The sequence below is a fragment of the Pseudomonas sp. ef1 genome, assembly GCF_007293365.2.
Taxonomy (GTDB): Bacteria; Pseudomonadota; Gammaproteobacteria; order Pseudomonadales; family Pseudomonadaceae; genus Aquipseudomonas; species Aquipseudomonas siliginis.
Genome location: NZ_CM129815.1, coordinates 4,180,067 through 4,198,051, shown reverse-complemented (window position 1 = coordinate 4,198,051; position 17,985 = coordinate 4,180,067). Strand labels below are relative to the sequence as shown.

The following is a 17,985-nucleotide window of genomic DNA, read 5'->3' as shown; positions in this document are numbered from 1 at the left end:
GCATGAATAACCTTTCGCAAGCACCGCTGATTCTGATCACCGGCGGCAGTCGCGGAGTCGGCGCCGCCACCGCCCGACTCGCCGCCGCGCAAGGCTATGACGTCGCCATCAGCTACGTCGCCAACGAGTCCGCCGCGCTGGTGGTGGTGGCGGATATCGAAGCGTTGGGGCGAAAGGCGCTGGCGGTGCGTGCTGACAGCGCTGACCCTGAGCAGGTCGCTGAGCTGTTCTCGGCCATTGATCGTACATTCGGGCGTATCGACGTTCTGGTCAATAACGCTGGCGTGCTGGCGAAGCAGTCACGCATGGAGGACCTGAGATTCGAACGCATGCAGCGCATCTTCGCAGTCAATGCGCTTGGGCCGATCCTGTGCGCGCAGCAGGCGGTGAAGCGCATGGCTTACCGGCACGGCGGCACAGGTGGCGCAGTGATCAACGTTTCTTCTGCCTCGGCGCGCCTGGGCAGCCCGAATGAATACGTCGACTACGCAGCATCGAAAGGCGCGCTGGAAACTTTCACCATCGGCTTTGCCAAGGAAGTCGCGCGGGAAGGGATCAGGGTCAACTGCATTCGCCCGGGGCACATCTATACCGATATGCACGCCAGCGGCGGCGAGCCGGGGCGGGTGGATCGCGTGAAGGAGTCGATCCCGATGGGCCGGGGCGGTCAGCCGGAAGAGGTGGCGCGGGCCATTTTGTGGCTGGCCAGCGCGGAGGCTTCGTTTGTCACCGGGACTTTTCTGGATGTGACGGGTGGCAAGTAGTTCCTAAAGACTATCCGGATCTCCAAAAAACATCTGAATCCGCGACCTTAACCACCGCTCTCCCGGGTCGTTATCCTGCGACCCACGCCATGCCATGTGCAATTCAAAGGTCCGCGTCGGCAGCGGCGGATCTTCAGCACGAAGCCCTCCAGCCGCCGTCAGTGCCTCAGCCGTGTAATCCGGCACGGTCGCGACGATATCGGTGCCCGCCAGCAGCGTGCCCAGTCCGTTGAACTGCGGTACCGCCAGCACCACGTGCCGTTTGCGTCCGAGTTTCTCCAGTTCTTCATCGACGAAACCACTGAGGTCGCCAGCGAACGACACCAGTGCATGCGGTCGGGCGCAGTAGTCGTCCAGGCTCAGCGGCCCCGGCACGGTGTCGGCGCGCAGCAGCTTCGGTGCGCTGCGGCGCAGGACCTTGCGCTTGGCGTTGGCCGGCAGGTCGGTGGTGTAGCTGACGCCGATCGAAATCTCGCCGGAGGCCAGCAGGCCCGGCATCAGGATGTAATTGACCCGCCGTACCACGAGGACAATGCCCGGTGCTTCGGCGCGCAGACGTTTGAGCAGCATGGGCAGCAGCGCGAATTCGACGTCGTCGGACAAACCGATGCGAAACACCGAGGTGCTGGTCGCCGGATCAAAATCGGCGGCACGACTGACGGCGGTCGAGATCGAATCAAGGGCAGGCGAGAGCAGGGCGAAGATTTCCACCGCGCGCGCGGAAGGTTCCATGCTGCGGCCGGTGCGGACAAACAAGGGATCGTCAAACAGGCTGCGCAGGCGCGACAAGGCCGCACTGATAGCCGGTTGGCCGAGGAACAATTTTTCCGCGGCCCGAGTCACACTGCGTTCGTGCATCAATGTTTCGAACACGATCAGCAGGTTCAGGTCGACACGACGCAGGTCATTACGATTCATCTGGAGTCCTGGCAGAGTCATCAAACTTGACGAGGGCGACCATATGAGAACAATGGCCGGCATGAATCTTACGGGGAAAGGCTGGTACTCTGCACCGGAAAATTCAGCTTTACTGCGACGGTGGCAGGCCTTTTTTCATGGATTTTGCCAATGCCGCCCTTGATGCGGAATCAATGACAGGCATGTCGACTATTAATAGCCACTGATGGTCTTGGGTCCAAAGCCCAGATAGAGTTCATGGCATTAGAGGTTACTTTGACGAGGTTTGCGATGTCCCGCACGATCCGTTTTCACAAGTTTGGTCCGGCCGAGGTGCTCAAATGCGAAGAGCATGCGGCTGCTCAGCCAGGTCCTGGCGAAGTGCAGGTGCGTGTCGAGGCAATCGGCATCAGTTGGTACGACACCCTGTGGCGCCAGAATCTGGCGTCGTCCCAGGCGCGTCTGCCTTCGGGCCTCGGTCATGAAATGGCTGGCGTGGTCACTGCGGTGGGCGCTGATGTTGACGACCTGTCCGTCGGCGACAAAGTGGCCAGTTTTCCGGCGGAAAGCCCGAACGACTATCCGGTGTACGGCGAGTCTATCGTCCTGCCGCGCACGGCGCTGACCCGTTATCCGGATGTGCTCAGCCCGATCGAAGCGAGCGTGCATTACACGCCGCTGCTGATCGCCTACTTCGCTTATGCCGATCTGGCACGGGTCAAACCCGGTCAATTTGCGCTGGTGACCGACGCCAGCCACTGCGCCGGCCCGTCGTTTGTGCAATTGGGCAAAGCGCTGGGTGTGCGAGTGATCGCGGCGACCAAATCGGCGGAGGAGCGGGAGTACCTGCTGTCCCTCGGTGCGGAGAAGGTCATCGTCACCGAAGAGGAAGATCTGTTGATGCGCATCAACAAGATCACCGACAACCGCGGCGTCGATGTGGTGTTCGATGGTCTTGGCGGCCCGCAGATGTCGTTGCTCGGCGATGTGCTGGCGCCACGCGGCAGTCTGGTGCTGTACGGGCTGCAAGGTGGTAACCAGACCCCATTCCCGGCGTGTGCAGCGTTCCAGAAGAACATTCAGTTCTTTGTGCACTGCATCGGCAACTTCACCGGCAAGCCGGAGCTGGGCATTGTCCAGGACCACGTCGCTCTGCAGCGTGCTCTGCGTGACATCAACCAGTTGACCGCTGACCGCGTGCTTTTGCCGCTCAAGACTCGTGTATTCCCGTTCAACGAGTTCGTCGAAGCACATCGCTACATGGACGAATGCCCATGCCGCGAGCGAGTGGCCCTGCAAGTGGAAACCGCGTAAATCCGATCATCAGAGTCCGTGGCCCCCACGGACTCTTTTCTGTTTATACCCTCCGCTGTCAGTAAACCCTCCCCAATATCGACGCATTGGCCTTTTCAGCAACTGAACTGGTTTTTGCCGTTCATCTGTATCTTCTAATCACACTATAAGCACTGATAATTGAATGATTACTTTCATCTCAAGGAATGAGCTATGGCTGTGCATTCAATTTGTCCGAGGCAATATCAAATGGCTGGCTCAGCTGGCTTCGTCAATTTCTGTTTAATTGCTGTAGGGCGATTCGGAAGTTGCTTCTCTTTTTCTTGTAATGATTTGGCGTGGGACGTTGTGGGAAGTTTCCTCAGAACATTGTTGAGTGGCGAAAGGCCAATGAATACGGGTGGTTGAGCGTCAAGCCTGGCGTCTGGAAGGCTTTGTTCAGGTGAAGTGTTTCAAATAACTACAACTTTGTAAGTGTTAGCATTTCAGCGTCTATTACTTATTGATCCAATTGCCGCGCGCCTACTGTCATGTCTGCGCGGCATGAAACTTTTGATACCGGGTAAATACCGATGAGCACGATCCATGATCAGGCAATGAACTATGTCTATCAGCAAGTATTGCAGCGTTTGCTGAGTTTCTTTTCCCGAGCCGAGCGCACGGCTTTGCAATTGCTGATACAGCGCTTGGTGGTGGCCGCTGGCGGCATGGAAAACATCGGGCAGTTCAAGGTGCTGGTGCCTCAGTCCGGCCTGCGGGACGGCTGCTATACCCTGGCCTTGCTCCGGGCCGCTCAGCTGACCATTGCCGGCCGTGCTCCGGCGACCTTTCAGCTGCGCGTGGCTTCCCTGCGCTGGAATGGCGACAGCCCGCTCGCCCTGCAAAACCTGCATCGCAGCTACAGCGCGCTATTCCTTTATGACGATCCGCGGGTCGAGGTGCTGATGGTGGATAACCGCGAGGTCCTGCCGTTCGACCATCGCACGCCTGTCAGCAATGAAGGGCGCGAGGCCAGCCGGGTCAATCTGCTGCTGGTGGGGCACTGTCGCACCTGGCTGGAAACACCTGAATTATGGGATGACGCCTACCTGGCGACGGCCGAGTACTACAGCCAGATCGCGCGCTGGAACAACGGCGTCGACGCCATGATCAGCACCGAAACCAAAGGCAGTCAGCAGCATTTCCTCGAAGGCCTGAACCGCGCGATGCAGCGAGTGGCAATACCGGCTCCTGGCCTGGTCAATGCCGGATTCGAAACGCTTTTTCCTCTGCTCGACGAGCTCGGTGACGACTTTTACCGGGAACTGCGTGCCGATGATGACCGGACCGTGTGGCGGCCGGAAGGTGAATTCGAAGCCTGCCGGCGCACCAGTTTTATCGACATCAACAACATGATGGTCGGCAAGCTCGAGGACCGCTGGCCGCTGTTGGGCGAGTTTCTCGGTTATGAACCTGATGATCTGGCGCTGTACCAGGGCGAAGCGGTGTTTGCTGATCCTCTGATCTCGGCACACGTGCGAGGGTTGTATGCACGGTTCATCGAAGGGCGCGCCTATGAGGCGGGCATCGACGATTACGTCCGGCACACGCTGGCCGACATGCGGCGAAAGCAGGTTGCCGAGCCCGTCTGCGAGCACTTGCTGGCCAGCTACGACAACGCCGGCGGGCCAGAACAACTGCGGATGCTTGCCGAGGATTACCTCAGCAATGGTTTCGGATTGACCGAAACGCAGTTGGCGTGCCTGCTGTTTGCGCCGTTCATCGACAACGGCAAAGGTCTCGAACGCTTCCTGCGCAACTGTCATCCCGGCATGCTGGTCGCCATGCCGGACCTGCACCGCGCCATGCAGGGTCTGCACGCACCTGAGCAGGTGATGAAGTGGCTGACGGAAGTCAGCGGCTTGCCAGTCAGGCTGTTGAACCGCCTGTATGCGATGGGTCCTGTGCAGATTGATGCACCTGCGCAATTCTCCTCGGAGAGTTCGGGTTCGGACGAGGCGCGTTCGGCTGCGCCGTTCGAGCGGTCGACGGAACGCTGACGGTGAGCCAGAGCCTGGATTGTGAACCAATATCTACGGAAATGAGGGTGTGAAGGGCGCGCGGGACAACGACTTTGTTTATCAGGCAGTTTATCGATATCTGACAACGCTGATTGATGCTGCCGGAGGTGGTGGGGCGGTACGCATGCCTTCCTTGCGACAACTGGCGGACCGGCTGAATGTCTCCATCTCAACGGTGCAATACGCCTATTCGCTTCTGGAAAAGGAAGGCCGGGTCTATTCGATCGCCAAGTCAGGGTATTACGCGCAAGCGCAGTTCAGCATGGATGCACCCGGCAACGGCAATGACCTGCTGGAGACCCTGTACGTCAACGCCAGGCGTCCCGGGATGTGTGTGTTGAGTGCTGACGAACCGGCCTCGCTGCAACCTTTGGACAGTCCGTTGCTGACCTCGGAACGTGAGCTTTTGCGTCAATACCCGCGTCAGTTGCAGACATTCGTGCAGCCTTGCGGTGAACTGGAACTGCGGGTTGCGCTGGCGGCGCGGTATACCAGCTCGACAGAGCACTTCTGGCACGCCGATGACATTTATATCGGGGCTGATCTGCGCGGGGTCCTGGAGATTCTGATTTCGGTGCTTGGATTGCGTCAGGCCACCGTGATTGTCGAATCACCGTGCGACTGGGTCATCCTGCGCCTGCTTGAGTCGTGCGGAGTACGCGTGATCGAGTGGCCATTGCTTGCCCGAGGCGTGCTCGATCTGTCGTCACTCGAATCACTGCTGAAGAACGAGCCGGTTCGTTTGATCCTGCTGTCTTCCGTGCTGAGCATGCCCCAAGGCAACGGTTTCACTCGCGAATGTCAGCAGGCCACGGCGCAGTTGCTCAATCATCATGGCGTCTGGGTACTGGAAAACGACTGCTACAGCGAGCTTGACGAGCGCAATGATTCGCAGCGTTTGCGCAGTTGGCTCGATCCTGATCGTCTGCTGGTGTTTTCCACTTTCGAGAAATTCATCGGCGCCGAAGCACCATTCGGCTTTGTCTTGTCGCGTCACTGGCGCGAGGAATTGCAGCGCCATTTTCTGCTGCGGGCGTTTCGCTTGTCGCCCATTCGCCAGAAGGCAATTGCGCGGCTGTTGAATGGCGGACGGCTTGATCAGCATTTATCCGTGTTGCGGCGGATGCTGGGTGAGCGGCGAGCCGTGTTGATCCAGACACTGCGCGAACGCCTGGGCGATACCCTGCAGATTGGCGAGCCGCCGGGCGGGGCGACGGTGTGGGTACGTTCGTTACGCCCGGTCGACATGGCAAGCGTCTTTCACCGCCTGCTCAAGCAACAGATCATCGTCGCACCGGGCGAGCTGTTCAGTCTGCAGGGCTTGCATGCGGATCATCTGCGTTTGAGCGCGCTAAACCATGGCGAGCGGGATTTGCCGAGTGTCATCGGCTTGCTCGGCGATGCCTTGCGCCTGTCGCCCGGCCAATAACGTTAAAAAACATCGGGCGAGTTTCGGATACATCCCGTCGCACAGTGGTCAAACTGCCAGTAAACTGCGCAGCATTTCCTGAACCACTCCGATTTCAGAGGTTTTTGCATGACACTCAGTCCTTTTGCGGGCAAACCGGCACCGGCAGAACTGTTGGTCGACATCCCGCGACTGGTTACGGCCTATTACACCGGCCAGCCTGATGCATCGATTTCTACCCAGCGAGTGGCGTTCGGCACCTCCGGCCACCGCGGCAGTTCGTTCGATTTGAGTTTCAACGAATGGCACGTTCTGGCCATCAGCCAGGCGATCTGCCTGTATCGCGAAGCCCAGGGCATCACCGGCCCGCTGTTTGTCGGCATCGACACCCATGCATTGTCGACCCCGGCCGGCGCCAGCGCACTGGAAGTCCTCGCCGCCAACGGCGTCACCGTGATGATCGCCCAAGGCGATGAGTACACGCCGACCCCGGCAGTTTCCCACGCCATTCTCTGCTACAACCGCGGCCGTACCTCCGGCCTGGCGGACGGTATCGTCATCACGCCGTCGCACAACCCGCCACAAAGCGGTGGCTACAAATACAACCCAACCAACGGTGGCCCGGCCGATACCCACATCACCAAGTGGATCGAAGCCAAGGCCAACGAGCTGCTGGCGAACAAACTGGTCGGGGTTAAACTCATCAGCTACGAGCAGGCGCTCAAGGCCAGCACGACCCATCGCCATGATTACCTGAACACCTATGTCGCCGACCTGATCAACGTCATCGACTTCGATGCCATCCGCGACGCCAAGCTGCGTCTGGGTGTCGATCCGCTGGGCGGAGCAGGGGTGCGCTATTGGTCGGCCATTGCCGAACACTACCGTCTCGACCTGGAAGTGGTGAATAAACAGGTCGATTCAACGTTCCGTTTCATGACCGTCGACTGGGACGGCCAAATCCGTATGGATCCGTCGTCCAGCCACGCGATGCAGGGCCTGATTGGCCTGAAAGAGCGCTTCGACGTGGCGTTTGCCTGCGACCCGGATCACGACCGCCACGGCATCGTCACGCCGTCCGGTGGTTTGCTCGCGCCGAACAACTATCTGGCGGTATCCATCGACTACCTGTTCCAGAACCGTCCGCAATGGCGCGCTGATGCCGCCGTGGGCAAAACCGTGGTCAGCAGCGGCCTGATCGACCGCGTGGCCAAGCGCCTGGGCCGTCGCCTGTACGAAGTGCCGGTCGGTTTCAAGTGGTTCGCCGATGGCCTGTTCGATGGCTCGCTGGGTTTTGGCGGTGAAGAGAGTGCTGGCGCCTCGTTCCTGCGCAAGGATGGCGGCGTATGGAGCACCGACAAGGACGGTCTGATTCCTGCCTTGCTCGCCGCCGAAATGACGGCGCGCACCGGGCGCGATCCAAGCCAGGCCTACCGCGCGCTGACCGACGAACTGGGCGAGCCGTTCTCGGTACGCGTCGACGCCAAGGCCAACCCTGAGCAGAAGGCACTGCTGAGCAAGCTGGCGCCGGAGCAGGTCACCTCGACCGAGCTGGCAGGCGAGAAGATCCAGAGCATCCTCAGCCATGCACCGGGTAACGATCAGGCCATTGGCGGTCTGAAAGTCATGACCGAAAACGGCTGGTTCGCCGCGCGTCCTTCGGGCACTGAAGACATCTACAAGATCTACGCCGAAAGCTTCCTTGGCGACGACCACCTCAAGCAACTGGTGGCCGAGGCGCAAACTTTGGTAGATGGCGCCATTTCCAGCAAATGATGCGCACATGAAAAAGGGCAACCGTAATGGTTGCCCTTTTTTATTGCCTGCCGATCAAGCCAGGTCGACCAATACGATCTCGCTGTCCTCGATCGCCGTGACCGTCAGCACTTGCTCATGGGCTACCGCCACACCGTCACGCGCTTGGGCACGCAAGCCATTGACCTCGATCACGCCAGTGGCCGGAACCAGATAGGCGCGACGCCCTTCGTCGAGCCGGTATTCGGCGGTTTCACCGGCCTTGATGTTCGCCGCCACCAGGCGCGCATTGGCGCGAATGTGCAGGCTCTCATCGTCGCCGTCTTTGCCGCTGGCCAAGGTGACAAAACCTTCGCGCTCGCCTTTGGGAAACGGCTTGGCTCCCCACGACGGCGGCGCACCGGTTTCGGTCGGCAGAATCCAGATCTGGAAGATCTTGGTTTCCTTGTCTTCGAGGTTGTACTCGCTGTGGGCGATGCCGGTGCCGGCACTCATCACTTGTACATCACCAGCTTCGGTGCGGCCCTTGTTGCCCAAATTGTCCTGGTGCGTGATGGCACCTTCTCGCACGTAAGTGATGATTTCCATGTCGCGGTGCGGATGCTGCGGGAAACCGGTGCCTGCGGCGATGATGTCGTCGTTCCACACGCGTAAGTTGCCCCAGCTCATCCGCTGCGGATCGTAGTATTCGGCAAACGAAAAGTGGTGATGCGCGTCCAGCCAGCCATGATGGGCGCCGCCCAGCGAGCTGAAGGGTCTGAGTTCAAGCATGATCGTCTCCTTAAATTAGGTTCGTCAGGGGGCGGGCCCCGTGGTTGATGACGACGATCATCTATCAGCCAATCATCGATAAAAAGCGCAAAAACTGCCGCATCATGATCAGGTTATTTGATAGGAATTTGCCTCAAAATCGTCTCATCCGACTTTCAATTCGTCGCCTAAACCGATGACCTGTAAGCATTTCGCTAGAACTCATCAGCAAATCCAGACACCATAGCCGCCACAGCCTCACACCCTGGAGTCCGTCAGCGTGGCGCATCACACCCCCGATCTTCCCCCTGAACTTCGTCCACTGGCCGAGATGCCCTGGTTCAAGCGTCTGGCCGCGCGATTCTTTGGTCACGGGTTGACCAAGCTGCGCGCGCAGCACCGGGCATCGTGGCTGCACGGGCAAGCTGACGGATTTCGCAGTGGCCACACAGCCGGCGTCGAGTACGGCTTCAAGGAAGGCAAGCTCGAGGGGCTGGAAGAGGGCCGTCAGGTGCTGCTGATTCGCGACAGCCGCAACACCGAGCATCGGCCACCCATCGTCGATAACAACCTGTTCGATGACTGGCGCCTGCCGCTCACCGCCGAATTGAAAAAACGCATCAAGGCTGACGTCGCTCGTTTGCTCCCGGCCCACGCCCAGCCCAGCGCCGCGCAATGGAAAATGATCTTCAGCGATACGCCGTCCACCTCGGTGGTCGCCGGTGCGGGCGCCGGCAAGTCGACCACGTTGGTGCTGCGCATACTGTTGCTCAGCCATTATCTGGGTTTTGAGCTGGATTCGATGACCGTGGTGACCTTCACCCGTGAATCGCGCAAGGACTTCATCAACAAGCTCATCGAAATATTCACGCTGTGGGGTCAGCCGTTGAACCTCAAGCAGGCGCGCGAACTGGTGCGAACCTTCCACTCGCGCATCCTGCCGATGGTGCGCAGCCTGCCGGGTTTCGAGCGCTTGCAGGCCTTCGAAAACCTCAGCGACCGCCCGCAAAGTGGCGCAGAGGAGGTCGACAGCAATCCGTTTGACCTGCGGATCAACGACGCGCAACGACAGCAACTCAATGCCTGCTACCACCGCTTGTTCAACGAGGATGAGCGTTTCCGCCAATTGATCCAGCCGCTGTCCCGCGCGGGTTTGCAATTAAAGGAACTGGAGCGCGATCATCCCGATGTGCAGAAACGCATGGCGGTCACCGAACTGGCGGCCAAGCGCGATGAAGAGCTCTGCGATGTCATCGAGGATCTGTGGTTTCGCGCCGGTGCGTGGCCTATCCAAGGCATTGAGCCGAGTCGGCAAACGTTTGAAATCAACGGCTCGCGTTTCCACGCTCACGGCTATATTCCCAGTCTCGATGCCTGGGTGGTGCTCGGCTTTGATCCCAGGGAAAACGCCCAGCTAACCCGACCCAACGCCAAGCTGAATGTCCGCGCAGAATGGGCGGTCAAGCGCACCCTGTTTCAAGCTTTCTGCCGTAAGCCATTGATATGGCTGGATAGTTACGAGTCATCCAGGCGCGTTCTTGCGACGTTGGCCGGAGATGCTAGCGCCGGTCCCGGATTTGATTACAAGGTCAAGGGCGAGCTGGCATCCGCGCCATTGCTGGACTGTTTTGTCGCCGCGGCGGGCTTCATCGAAAACCTCGGCCTGGATGTGCCGGACGCGGTCAGCCGGATGAGCTTCGCCAAGGACGATCCTGATCGTTTTTTCTTTGAGGCCCTGAGCCTGTTCTGGCGCGCATTTGAAGATCACCTGCTGGATCAGAAACCGCCAGTCATGACCTACAACCGCATGTTCGCGCTGTTCAGCGAACACTCGCCGGAAAACCTCAAGCTGCTCAGCGATGAGTTGCTGCGGCCGATGGCGCATTTGATGATCGACGAATTCCAGGACGTCTCTCCGCAAATCGTTTCGTGGATTCGCGCCAGCCTCAATGAAATCCGCAGCCGTGGCCCGGCCATGCACGTTGGGCGTGGGGCACAGCGTTCATCGTTGCTGTGTGTGGGTGATGACTGGCAGTCGATTTACGGCTGGCGCGGCAGTTCTCCGAGTTACTTCATGGAGTTCAACAAGGAGTTTCCGTCGCCAAGCACCACGCGGGTCATGCTCAGTGACAACTATCGCAGCCATCAGCACATCATCGACGCAGCCGAGCACATTGTCCGTGCAGCGCCGGCGATCGCAGGCAAGAAGGCCAAGGCCAGTGGTGAGCCCAAGCCGCTTCACCCGGTCAACGTGCTTGAGCGTGACGATGAAGCGTTGGGGCAGCGCCTGGCCGAGCATTACCGGCGGGGAGATTCAATCCTGATGCTTTATCGAAAAAGCAGCGATAAGTTATTGATAGAGCAGCATATTCAGCCTGTACTTAATGTGGATTCGAGCTTGCCCTATGAGGCTCGGCGGCTGAAACAGCTGACCTATCACAGCGCCAAAGGCTTGCAGGCTGATGCAGTATTTCTGCTGGGTGATTGCCAGCATCTGACCAGTTCTCCGTACAAGAACCAGGTGTATCGCATGGCGGGATTGGGCAAAAGTGGCGATAGCGAGCCGTACGACAATGCGCAAAAAGACGAAATCCTGCGCCTTGCCTACGTTGGTATCACGCGCGCCGTCAGCCATTGCTACTGGTACGTCGAACCGCAGGAAACCCAAGCGGTAAATATGCCGAGGGCATCGAATCGAGTTGCCAAGGGCAAGCCGTTCTTCGTCGATCATCGAACCGAGAAGGCCAGCGCCTGATCAATAAAAAAGCCCGCATCGCTGCGGGCTTTTTGTTTTAAATCAGTCGTTTATGCGTAGTTCTTGAGAGATTCCGGAGGAGTGAAAGCTTCCAGCTCATCTTCGATGGCCTCGATGATGCGCTCGACGTCCGCCGCGTTCATCACCGTTGCGCAGGGAATGCCAGCGATGGCGATCATGGTTTCGCCGCTGGCACGATCAAACAGACGGGCGATCAGGCTGCCCGGCGCATCCATCGTCGCCTCGAAACCCATGGGATGAAAATGCCAGCGCATCAGCTGGCAAGCGTTTGGAAAGGTGACTTTGCTGAACCCTTTATTCATGGTGTTGCCCGCCTGCTTCATCGAGCGCTTCCTTTTGCTCATGTTAGGTGGGAAGAGCCTTCATTGGCTCAACCAGTGCTTGAGCTTTAAAAGTAGCATCCGTGTGTGAAAAAACTGTGAGTTTTTTCAGTCCGTTTAGCGATTGATTCGCATTTTTTGATGTAAGTCACTGGCTCATCGATTATCGCCAAAACGCCACCATGGATTTTTCATTGAAGCGGCAGAGGAAGTTGGGCAAGCTCGGTTCTTTTTCGCCGAGCCGCTTATGCACGCCGATGACGACGGCCCAGAACAGACCCAGGCCACGGCCGCCACGGTCATGCGCTATCACCTGAGCTGGAAACACCGGGATCTGGACAGCGTCATGGCGCTTTATCACGCCGATATCCAGTACAGCGATTTCTTTCAGAACCGTGTACTCGGTCTTAATGAGTTGCGCGAGTACGTGCGCGTGAGCATGCCGCGAGAATCCGACGAACTGCTCGAGCATTGCGACCGCATTCGGGTGGATGGCAATACCGCGTTCATTCAGTACGAAGTGACCTTGCGTGGCGGCGATGGTTTGGTGTCGTTCCGTTCCAGCGAAGCGATCACGGTCAAGGACGGCCTGATATGGCGCGTCAATGAATACGCCTCGCTGGTGCGTACCCAAACCAACGGCAGTTCGGCACCGAGCCGTCCGGCGGTCAGTCGTCTCGGTCTGTCACCGCGCCAACTGAGCTTCATGGCCGAAGACCTGCAGCAGTATTTCGAAAAGCAGCAGCCTTATCTGGACCCTGAGCTTGACCTGCAAAGGGTGGCGAAGGAGTGCGGGTACAGCCGCAATCAGATTTCCTATCTGCTCAATCAGGTACTCGGGCAAAGCTTTTATCGCTACGTCAACCAGGCGCGCCTGCAGCATTTGCTGCGTGCACTGGACAGCGCCGCACCGCCATTGCGCGTCGACGAGCTGGCGTTTGCCGCCGGTTTCAATTCGCTGTCGGCGTTTTACAAATGCTTTCGCGAGCACACCGGCCAGTCGCCCAAGGCCTACGCCAAACAAATTTCTCTGCGGGCACGCGCGCAAGACATCCACTGAAGGCAGCCACTAGGATCGACGCCATCGAAGGTTTTCAGTGGCGGAGTCTGGCATGTCGGCGTGGCGCACGATCAGTTTGTGGATGGATCAGCTCGATGAGCCGCTATTGGCGCGGCCCGCGTTGGAGCGGGATCTGGATGTCGACGTGGCGATCATCGGCGCCGGTTACACCGGACTGTGGACGGCGTACTACCTGAAAAAACAGGCGCCCGGCCTGGATATCGCCATCATCGAGGCGCAAACCGCCGGGTTCGGTGCGTCCGGACGCAATGGCGGCTGGCTGATGGGTAACTTGCTGGGCGAGGATCGCTTGCTCGCAGGCTTATCGCCGCAGCAGCGCAGGGCTTCGTTTGATCTGCTGCACAGCATCCCCGATGAAGTGGAGATCGTCGTTGAACGCGAAGGCATCGACTGCGATTACCGCAAGGGCGGGGTGCTTTATTGTGCCGCGCGCTACCCAGAGCAGGAAACCGTTCTGCGCGATTACCTGAGCAAGCTGCATGCCCAAGGCCTGACTGACGACGATTACCGCTGGCTGAGTCCCGATCAACTGGCTCAGCAGATCCGCGTGGCCAAGCCCTACGGCGGCATCTTCGCCCCCCATGTCGCGACCATTCACCCAGCGAAACTGGTCCGTGGCCTGGCGCGTACCGTGCAGAACATGGGCGTGAAAATCTACGAAAACAGCCCGGTTACCCACTGGCAAACTGGCAGTTTGCGCACCGCCAAGGCCAGCGTGCGCAGCCGTTGGATCGTCCCGGCTGTGGAAGGCTATTCGGTGACGTTGCCGCCGCTTGGTCGCTATCAGTTGCCGGTGCAAAGCCTGATCGTCGCCACCGAGCCGCTGTCCGCCGCGACCTGGGACGAAATCGGCCTGAATCGCGGCCAGGCCTTCAGTGAGTTCAGCCGTCAAGTCACCTATGGCCAGCGCAGTGCCGACAACCGCCTGATTTTCGGCGCCCGTGGCGGCTATCAGTTCGCCGGCAAGCTGCGCCATGACTTCAACCTCACTCGCGATGAAGTCGAGTTGCGCCGCTATCTGTTCGGCGAACTGTTCCCGCAGCTGAAAAATGTGCAGATCACCCACGCCTGGGGCGGCAACCTCGGCATGTCGCGGCATTTCAAACCGCACATGCTCTGCGACCGCGCCAACGGCATCGCGCTATCGGGCGGTTACGGCGGCGAGGGCGTCGGCGCCAGCAACCTTGGCGGGCGCACCCTGGCCGATCTGATTCTTGAGCGCGACAGCGAGCTGACCCAACAACCGTGGGTCCTGCCCGACGGTGGCATTCATGCGCTGCGTGCCTGGGAACCGGAGCCATGCCGTTGGCTCGGTTACAACGCGATCATCAAAAGCTTCGTGCATGAAGACCAGACGCTGGCCAATCCGGCGACCGCGCCCTGGCGGCGCAAGCTCGCCAGCCAAGTCGCCGGATTCATGGAAAGTTTCATGCACTAACCGCCGTTTCCCTCAACAAACAGGTCACGCCATGAGCATCACCCAATTCAAGAACACAGCCACGCTGGAGCTCGATGAATCCAGCCCGGTCGCCGTGCCCCTCGGCGAGCCCGTCGCAATTGCCTCGACCACCAGCGTCGAGCGCGATGACGGCGTTGAAACCGGCGTCTGGGAATGCACCCCGGGCCGCTGGCGGCGGCAGATCACCGCGCAGGAGTTCTGCCATTTCATTTCCGGGCGCTGCACCTTCACCCCCGACGGTGGCGGCGAAACCCTGCACATACAAGGCGGCGACGCACTGATGTTGCCAGCCAACACGCTCGGGATCTGGGATATCCAGGAAACCGTGCGCAAGAGCTACGTGCTGATTTTCTGATTGTTCGATCCTTTGATTGCCTGCCAACAAAAAAAGCCCATACAGGAATCGCCCCATGATCCAGAAAACCCTCGCATTGGCGCCGCTGCTGCTGGCCGCTTCCGTCAGTCACGCGGCCGAGACGGTCAAGGTCTACAACTGGTCTGACTACATCGCCCCGGACACCACGAAGAATTTCCAGAAAGACACGGGCATCGGCGTCACCTACGACGTCTACGACAGCAACGAAACCCTTGACGGCAAATTGATGACCGGCAAATCCGGTTACGACGTGGTGTTCCCGTCGAACCACTTCATGGCGCGGCAGATTCAGGGTGGGGCGCTGAAGAAACTCGACAAGAGTCAGTTGCCGAACTGGAAGAACCTCAACCCGGCGCTGCTCAAGGCCTTGCAGACCAACGACCCGAACAACGAGCACGGCTTTCCGTACCTGTGGGGCAGCACTGGCATCGGCTACAACATCGCCAAGGTCAAAGCGGTGCTGGGCGACAACGCGCCGGTGGATTCCTGGGATCTGATCTTCAAACCCGAATACATGGAAAAACTGCAAAAGTGCGGCGTGGCGATCCTCGACAACGGCCCGGAACTGCTCCCGGCGGCGCTCAACTACCTGGGCCTGCCGCACCACAGCAAGAATCCCGAAGACTACAAGAAAGCCGAAGCTTTGCTGATGAAAGTGCGGCCCTATGTCAGTTACTTCCATTCTTCGAAGTACACCAGTGACCTGGCCAACGGCGACATCTGCGTAGCGGTGGGCTTTTCCGGCGACATCCTGCAAGCGGAGAACCGCGCCAAGGAAGCCAAGAACGGCGTCGAGATCGGTTATGCGATTCCCAAGGAAGGCGCGGCCATCTGGTTCGACATGGTCGCCATGCCCGCCGACGCACCGGACGAAAAGGCCGGCTACGCCTTCATGAACTACCTGCTGCGCCCGGACGTCATGGCCGGCATCACCAACTACGTGCACTACGCCAATGGCAACGAACAGGCGGACACGCTCATCGATCCGGCGATCAAGAACGACACCAAGGTTTACCCGAGTGCGGAAATGATGGGCAAGCTGTTTGCGCTGGAAGCGATGCCGCTGAATATCGACCGGATCCGGACGCGGGTCTGGAACAAGATTCGTACCGGCAGCTGAACCTCCGTCCTCTGTAGGAGCTGACGAGTGCAACGAGGCTGCGATCTCTTGATCTTGATCTTCAAAAGGTCAAAGTCAAAAGATCGCAGCCTCGTTGCACTCGTCGGCTCCTACAGTCCGAATGACGTCGTAGAGTTGATATCAAATCACTGGCACCATTGGCCGAAAGTGTGACTCGCCCAACAAATCCAAACTTACCGATATTTAATATTTAAATAGAAAATCGTCAGACAATTTGCGCCCTTGCTACAACTAAAAACAATCTTTCCTCCCCGCACGCTTTGTTTACGGCAGTTTCCTGATACCACCAAATTGGATCGCAAAAAAATCCTTTACGACAGATTTCCAATTGTGTCAGGTTCGTTACGCCTTCATTGGGCGAGTGATAGGACGATCTCGCCAAAGATCGTCCTGTCGGACAAAAACTGTTCCATTGCTAAACAAGGAAGTGTGTTTATGTCGAAAGTTAAAACCAATGCTGTTGATTCCGCCGAACAGGCTTTCCAGCTGGCTGCCTTCAGCTCGGCGTACAACCAGATCAATAGCTTCAGCCATCAGTACGACCGCGGCGGCAACCTCACGGTCAATGGCAAACCCTCGTACTCCGTCGACCAGGCGGCTACGCAATTGCTGCGTGACGGCGCTGCCTACCAGGACAAGGACGGCAGCGGCAAGATCGAACTCACCTATACGTTCCTGACCTCGGCCTCGAACAGCACGATGAACAAGCACGGGATCACCGGGTTCAGTCAGTTCAGCGCGCAGCAACAGGCGCAGGCCAAGCTCGCCATGCAGTCCTGGGCCGATGTGGCCAATGTCACCTTCACCGAGAGAGCCTCGGGCGGCGACGGGCACATGACCTTCGGTAACTACAGCGGTGGCCAGGATGGCGCTGCGGCGTTTGCCTATCTGCCGGGGACCGGCGCCGGTTATGACGGCACCTCGTGGTACTTGATCAACAGCGGTTACACGCAGAACAAGAACCCGGATCTGAACAACTACGGTCGTCAGACCCTGACCCACGAAATCGGCCATACCCTGGGCCTTGCTCACCCTGGCGACTACAACGCCGGCAACGGCAACCCGACCTACAACGACGCGACCTACGGCCAGGACACCCGTGGCTACAGCGTCATGAGTTACTGGAGCGAGAGCAACACCAACCAGAACTTCAGCAAGGGCGGCGTCGAAGCCTATTCGTCCGGCCCGCTGATGGACGACATCGCAGCCATCCAGAAACTCTACGGCGCCAACACCACCACCCGCACCGGCGACACCACCTACGGCTTCAACTCCAATACCGGCCGCGATTTCCTCAGCGCGTCGTCGTCAAGCGACAAAGTGGTGTTCTCGGTGTGGGATGCCGGCGGCAAGGACACCCTGGATTTCTCCGGTTTCACCCAGAACCAGAAGATCAACCTCAACAGCGCTTCGTTCTCCGACGTTGGCGGCATGGTCGGTAACGTGTCGATCGCCAAGGGCGCGGTCATCGAGAACGCGATTGGCGGTTCGGGCAGCGATCTGTTGATCGGCAACAGCGTGGCCAACGAGCTGAAGGGCGGTGCCGGCAACGACATCCTGTACGGCGCTGGCGGTGCCGACAAGCTGTGGGGCGGCGCCGGTTCGGACACTTTCGTGTTCGCCGCCAGCTCGGACTCCAAGCCAGGTGCGATCGATCAGATCCTCGATTTCGTCAGCGGTCTGGACAAAATCGACCTGACCGGCATCACCAACGGCGCGGGCCTGCACTTCGTCAACAGCTTCACCGGTTCGGCCGGCGACGCAGTGTTGACCTCGTCGGGCGGCAATAGCCTGTTGTCGGTGGATTTCTCCGGGCATGGCGTGGCTGACTTCATCGTCAGCACCGTGGGCCAGGCTGCGACCAGCGACATCGTGGCGTGATGTGAAAGGAAAGCGGCGCCTCGT

The 17,985-nt window shown here is 59.0% G+C and carries 14 protein-coding genes; 11 read left to right on the top strand and 3 right to left on the bottom strand.

Annotation, left to right across the window (positions count from 1 at the left end; all coding sequences use genetic code 11):
- Positions 1 to 2 precede the first annotated feature (2 nt).
- The gene (locus FEE99_RS19055) at positions 3 to 764 is read left to right on the top strand and encodes a glucose 1-dehydrogenase (protein WP_041480273.1); all 762 of its coding nucleotides are present in this window, start codon (positions 3 to 5) and stop codon (positions 762 to 764) included.
- Positions 765 to 767: 3 nt separating this feature from the next.
- Here FEE99_RS19055 and FEE99_RS19050 read toward each other — a convergent pair whose 3' ends face one another.
- Entirely contained in the window at positions 768 to 1,682 is a 915-nt protein-coding gene (locus FEE99_RS19050; protein WP_016774850.1) for a LysR family transcriptional regulator, read from the bottom strand.
- 270 nt (positions 1,683 to 1,952) lie between these two features.
- Here FEE99_RS19050 and FEE99_RS19045 point away from each other — a divergent pair, with 270 nt between their 5' ends.
- From FEE99_RS19045 to pgm, 4 genes are all read left to right on the top strand, one after another.
- The gene (locus FEE99_RS19045; RefSeq protein WP_041480274.1) at positions 1,953 to 2,975 is read left to right on the top strand and encodes a zinc-dependent alcohol dehydrogenase family protein; all 1,023 of its coding nucleotides are present in this window, start codon (positions 1,953 to 1,955) and stop codon (positions 2,973 to 2,975) included.
- 551 nt (positions 2,976 to 3,526) lie between these two features.
- Complete coding sequence (locus FEE99_RS19040; protein ID WP_143978917.1) at positions 3,527 to 4,993, top strand: hypothetical protein; 1,467 nt, start codon at positions 3,527 to 3,529, stop codon at positions 4,991 to 4,993.
- Between the two features lie 49 nt (positions 4,994 to 5,042).
- Positions 5,043 to 6,443: an aminotransferase-like domain-containing protein gene (locus FEE99_RS19035; protein ID WP_041480276.1), complete on the top strand. Its 1,401-nt coding sequence runs from the start codon at positions 5,043 to 5,045 to the stop codon at positions 6,441 to 6,443.
- Between the two features lie 108 nt (positions 6,444 to 6,551).
- The gene (gene pgm / locus FEE99_RS19030) at positions 6,552 to 8,198 is read left to right on the top strand and encodes a phosphoglucomutase (alpha-D-glucose-1,6-bisphosphate-dependent) (protein ID WP_041480277.1); all 1,647 of its coding nucleotides are present in this window, start codon (positions 6,552 to 6,554) and stop codon (positions 8,196 to 8,198) included.
- 54 nt (positions 8,199 to 8,252) lie between these two features.
- On the opposite strand, the gene FEE99_RS19025 is transcribed toward pgm, so the two are convergent.
- Positions 8,253 to 8,948, bottom strand: a complete 696-nt coding sequence (locus tag FEE99_RS19025) for a pirin family protein (protein ID WP_016774845.1) — start codon at positions 8,946 to 8,948, stop codon at positions 8,253 to 8,255.
- Positions 8,949 to 9,207: 259 nt separating this feature from the next.
- Here FEE99_RS19025 and FEE99_RS19020 point away from each other — a divergent pair, with 259 nt between their 5' ends.
- A complete protein-coding gene (locus FEE99_RS19020) occupies positions 9,208 to 11,682 on the top strand; it encodes a UvrD-helicase domain-containing protein (protein ID WP_041480278.1) in 2,475 nt (824 codons plus the stop codon).
- Between the two features lie 50 nt (positions 11,683 to 11,732).
- Here FEE99_RS19020 and FEE99_RS19015 read toward each other — a convergent pair whose 3' ends face one another.
- Positions 11,733 to 12,005 (bottom strand): DUF1652 domain-containing protein, encoded by a 273-nt coding sequence (locus FEE99_RS19015; protein ID WP_041480416.1) that lies wholly within the window; start codon positions 12,003 to 12,005, stop codon positions 11,733 to 11,735.
- A 265-nt stretch (positions 12,006 to 12,270) separates the two neighbouring features.
- Between FEE99_RS19015 and FEE99_RS19010 the strand changes: the two genes are divergently transcribed.
- The 5 genes from FEE99_RS19010 (at position 12,271) to FEE99_RS18990 (ending at position 17,961) form a co-directional block, all read left to right on the top strand.
- Positions 12,271 to 13,083: a helix-turn-helix domain-containing protein gene (locus FEE99_RS19010; RefSeq protein WP_041480279.1), complete on the top strand. Its 813-nt coding sequence runs from the start codon at positions 12,271 to 12,273 to the stop codon at positions 13,081 to 13,083.
- A gap of 52 nt (positions 13,084 to 13,135) precedes the next feature.
- Positions 13,136 to 14,542, top strand: coding sequence for an NAD(P)/FAD-dependent oxidoreductase (locus tag FEE99_RS19005; protein ID WP_041480280.1), 1,407 nt, complete (start codon positions 13,136 to 13,138; stop codon positions 14,540 to 14,542).
- A 31-nt stretch (positions 14,543 to 14,573) separates the two neighbouring features.
- Entirely contained in the window at positions 14,574 to 14,918 is a 345-nt protein-coding gene (locus FEE99_RS19000; RefSeq protein WP_041480281.1) for a cupin domain-containing protein, read from the top strand.
- A 55-nt stretch (positions 14,919 to 14,973) separates the two neighbouring features.
- Positions 14,974 to 16,059, top strand: coding sequence for a polyamine ABC transporter substrate-binding protein (locus FEE99_RS18995; RefSeq protein ID WP_041480282.1), 1,086 nt, complete (start codon positions 14,974 to 14,976; stop codon positions 16,057 to 16,059).
- Positions 16,060 to 16,515: 456 nt separating this feature from the next.
- Positions 16,516 to 17,961 carry a serralysin family metalloprotease gene (locus FEE99_RS18990; protein ID WP_041480283.1) on the top strand — a complete coding sequence of 482 codons (1,446 nt, stop codon included), beginning with the start codon at positions 16,516 to 16,518 and terminating at the stop codon, positions 17,959 to 17,961.
- Positions 17,962 to 17,985: the final 24 nt, after the last annotated feature.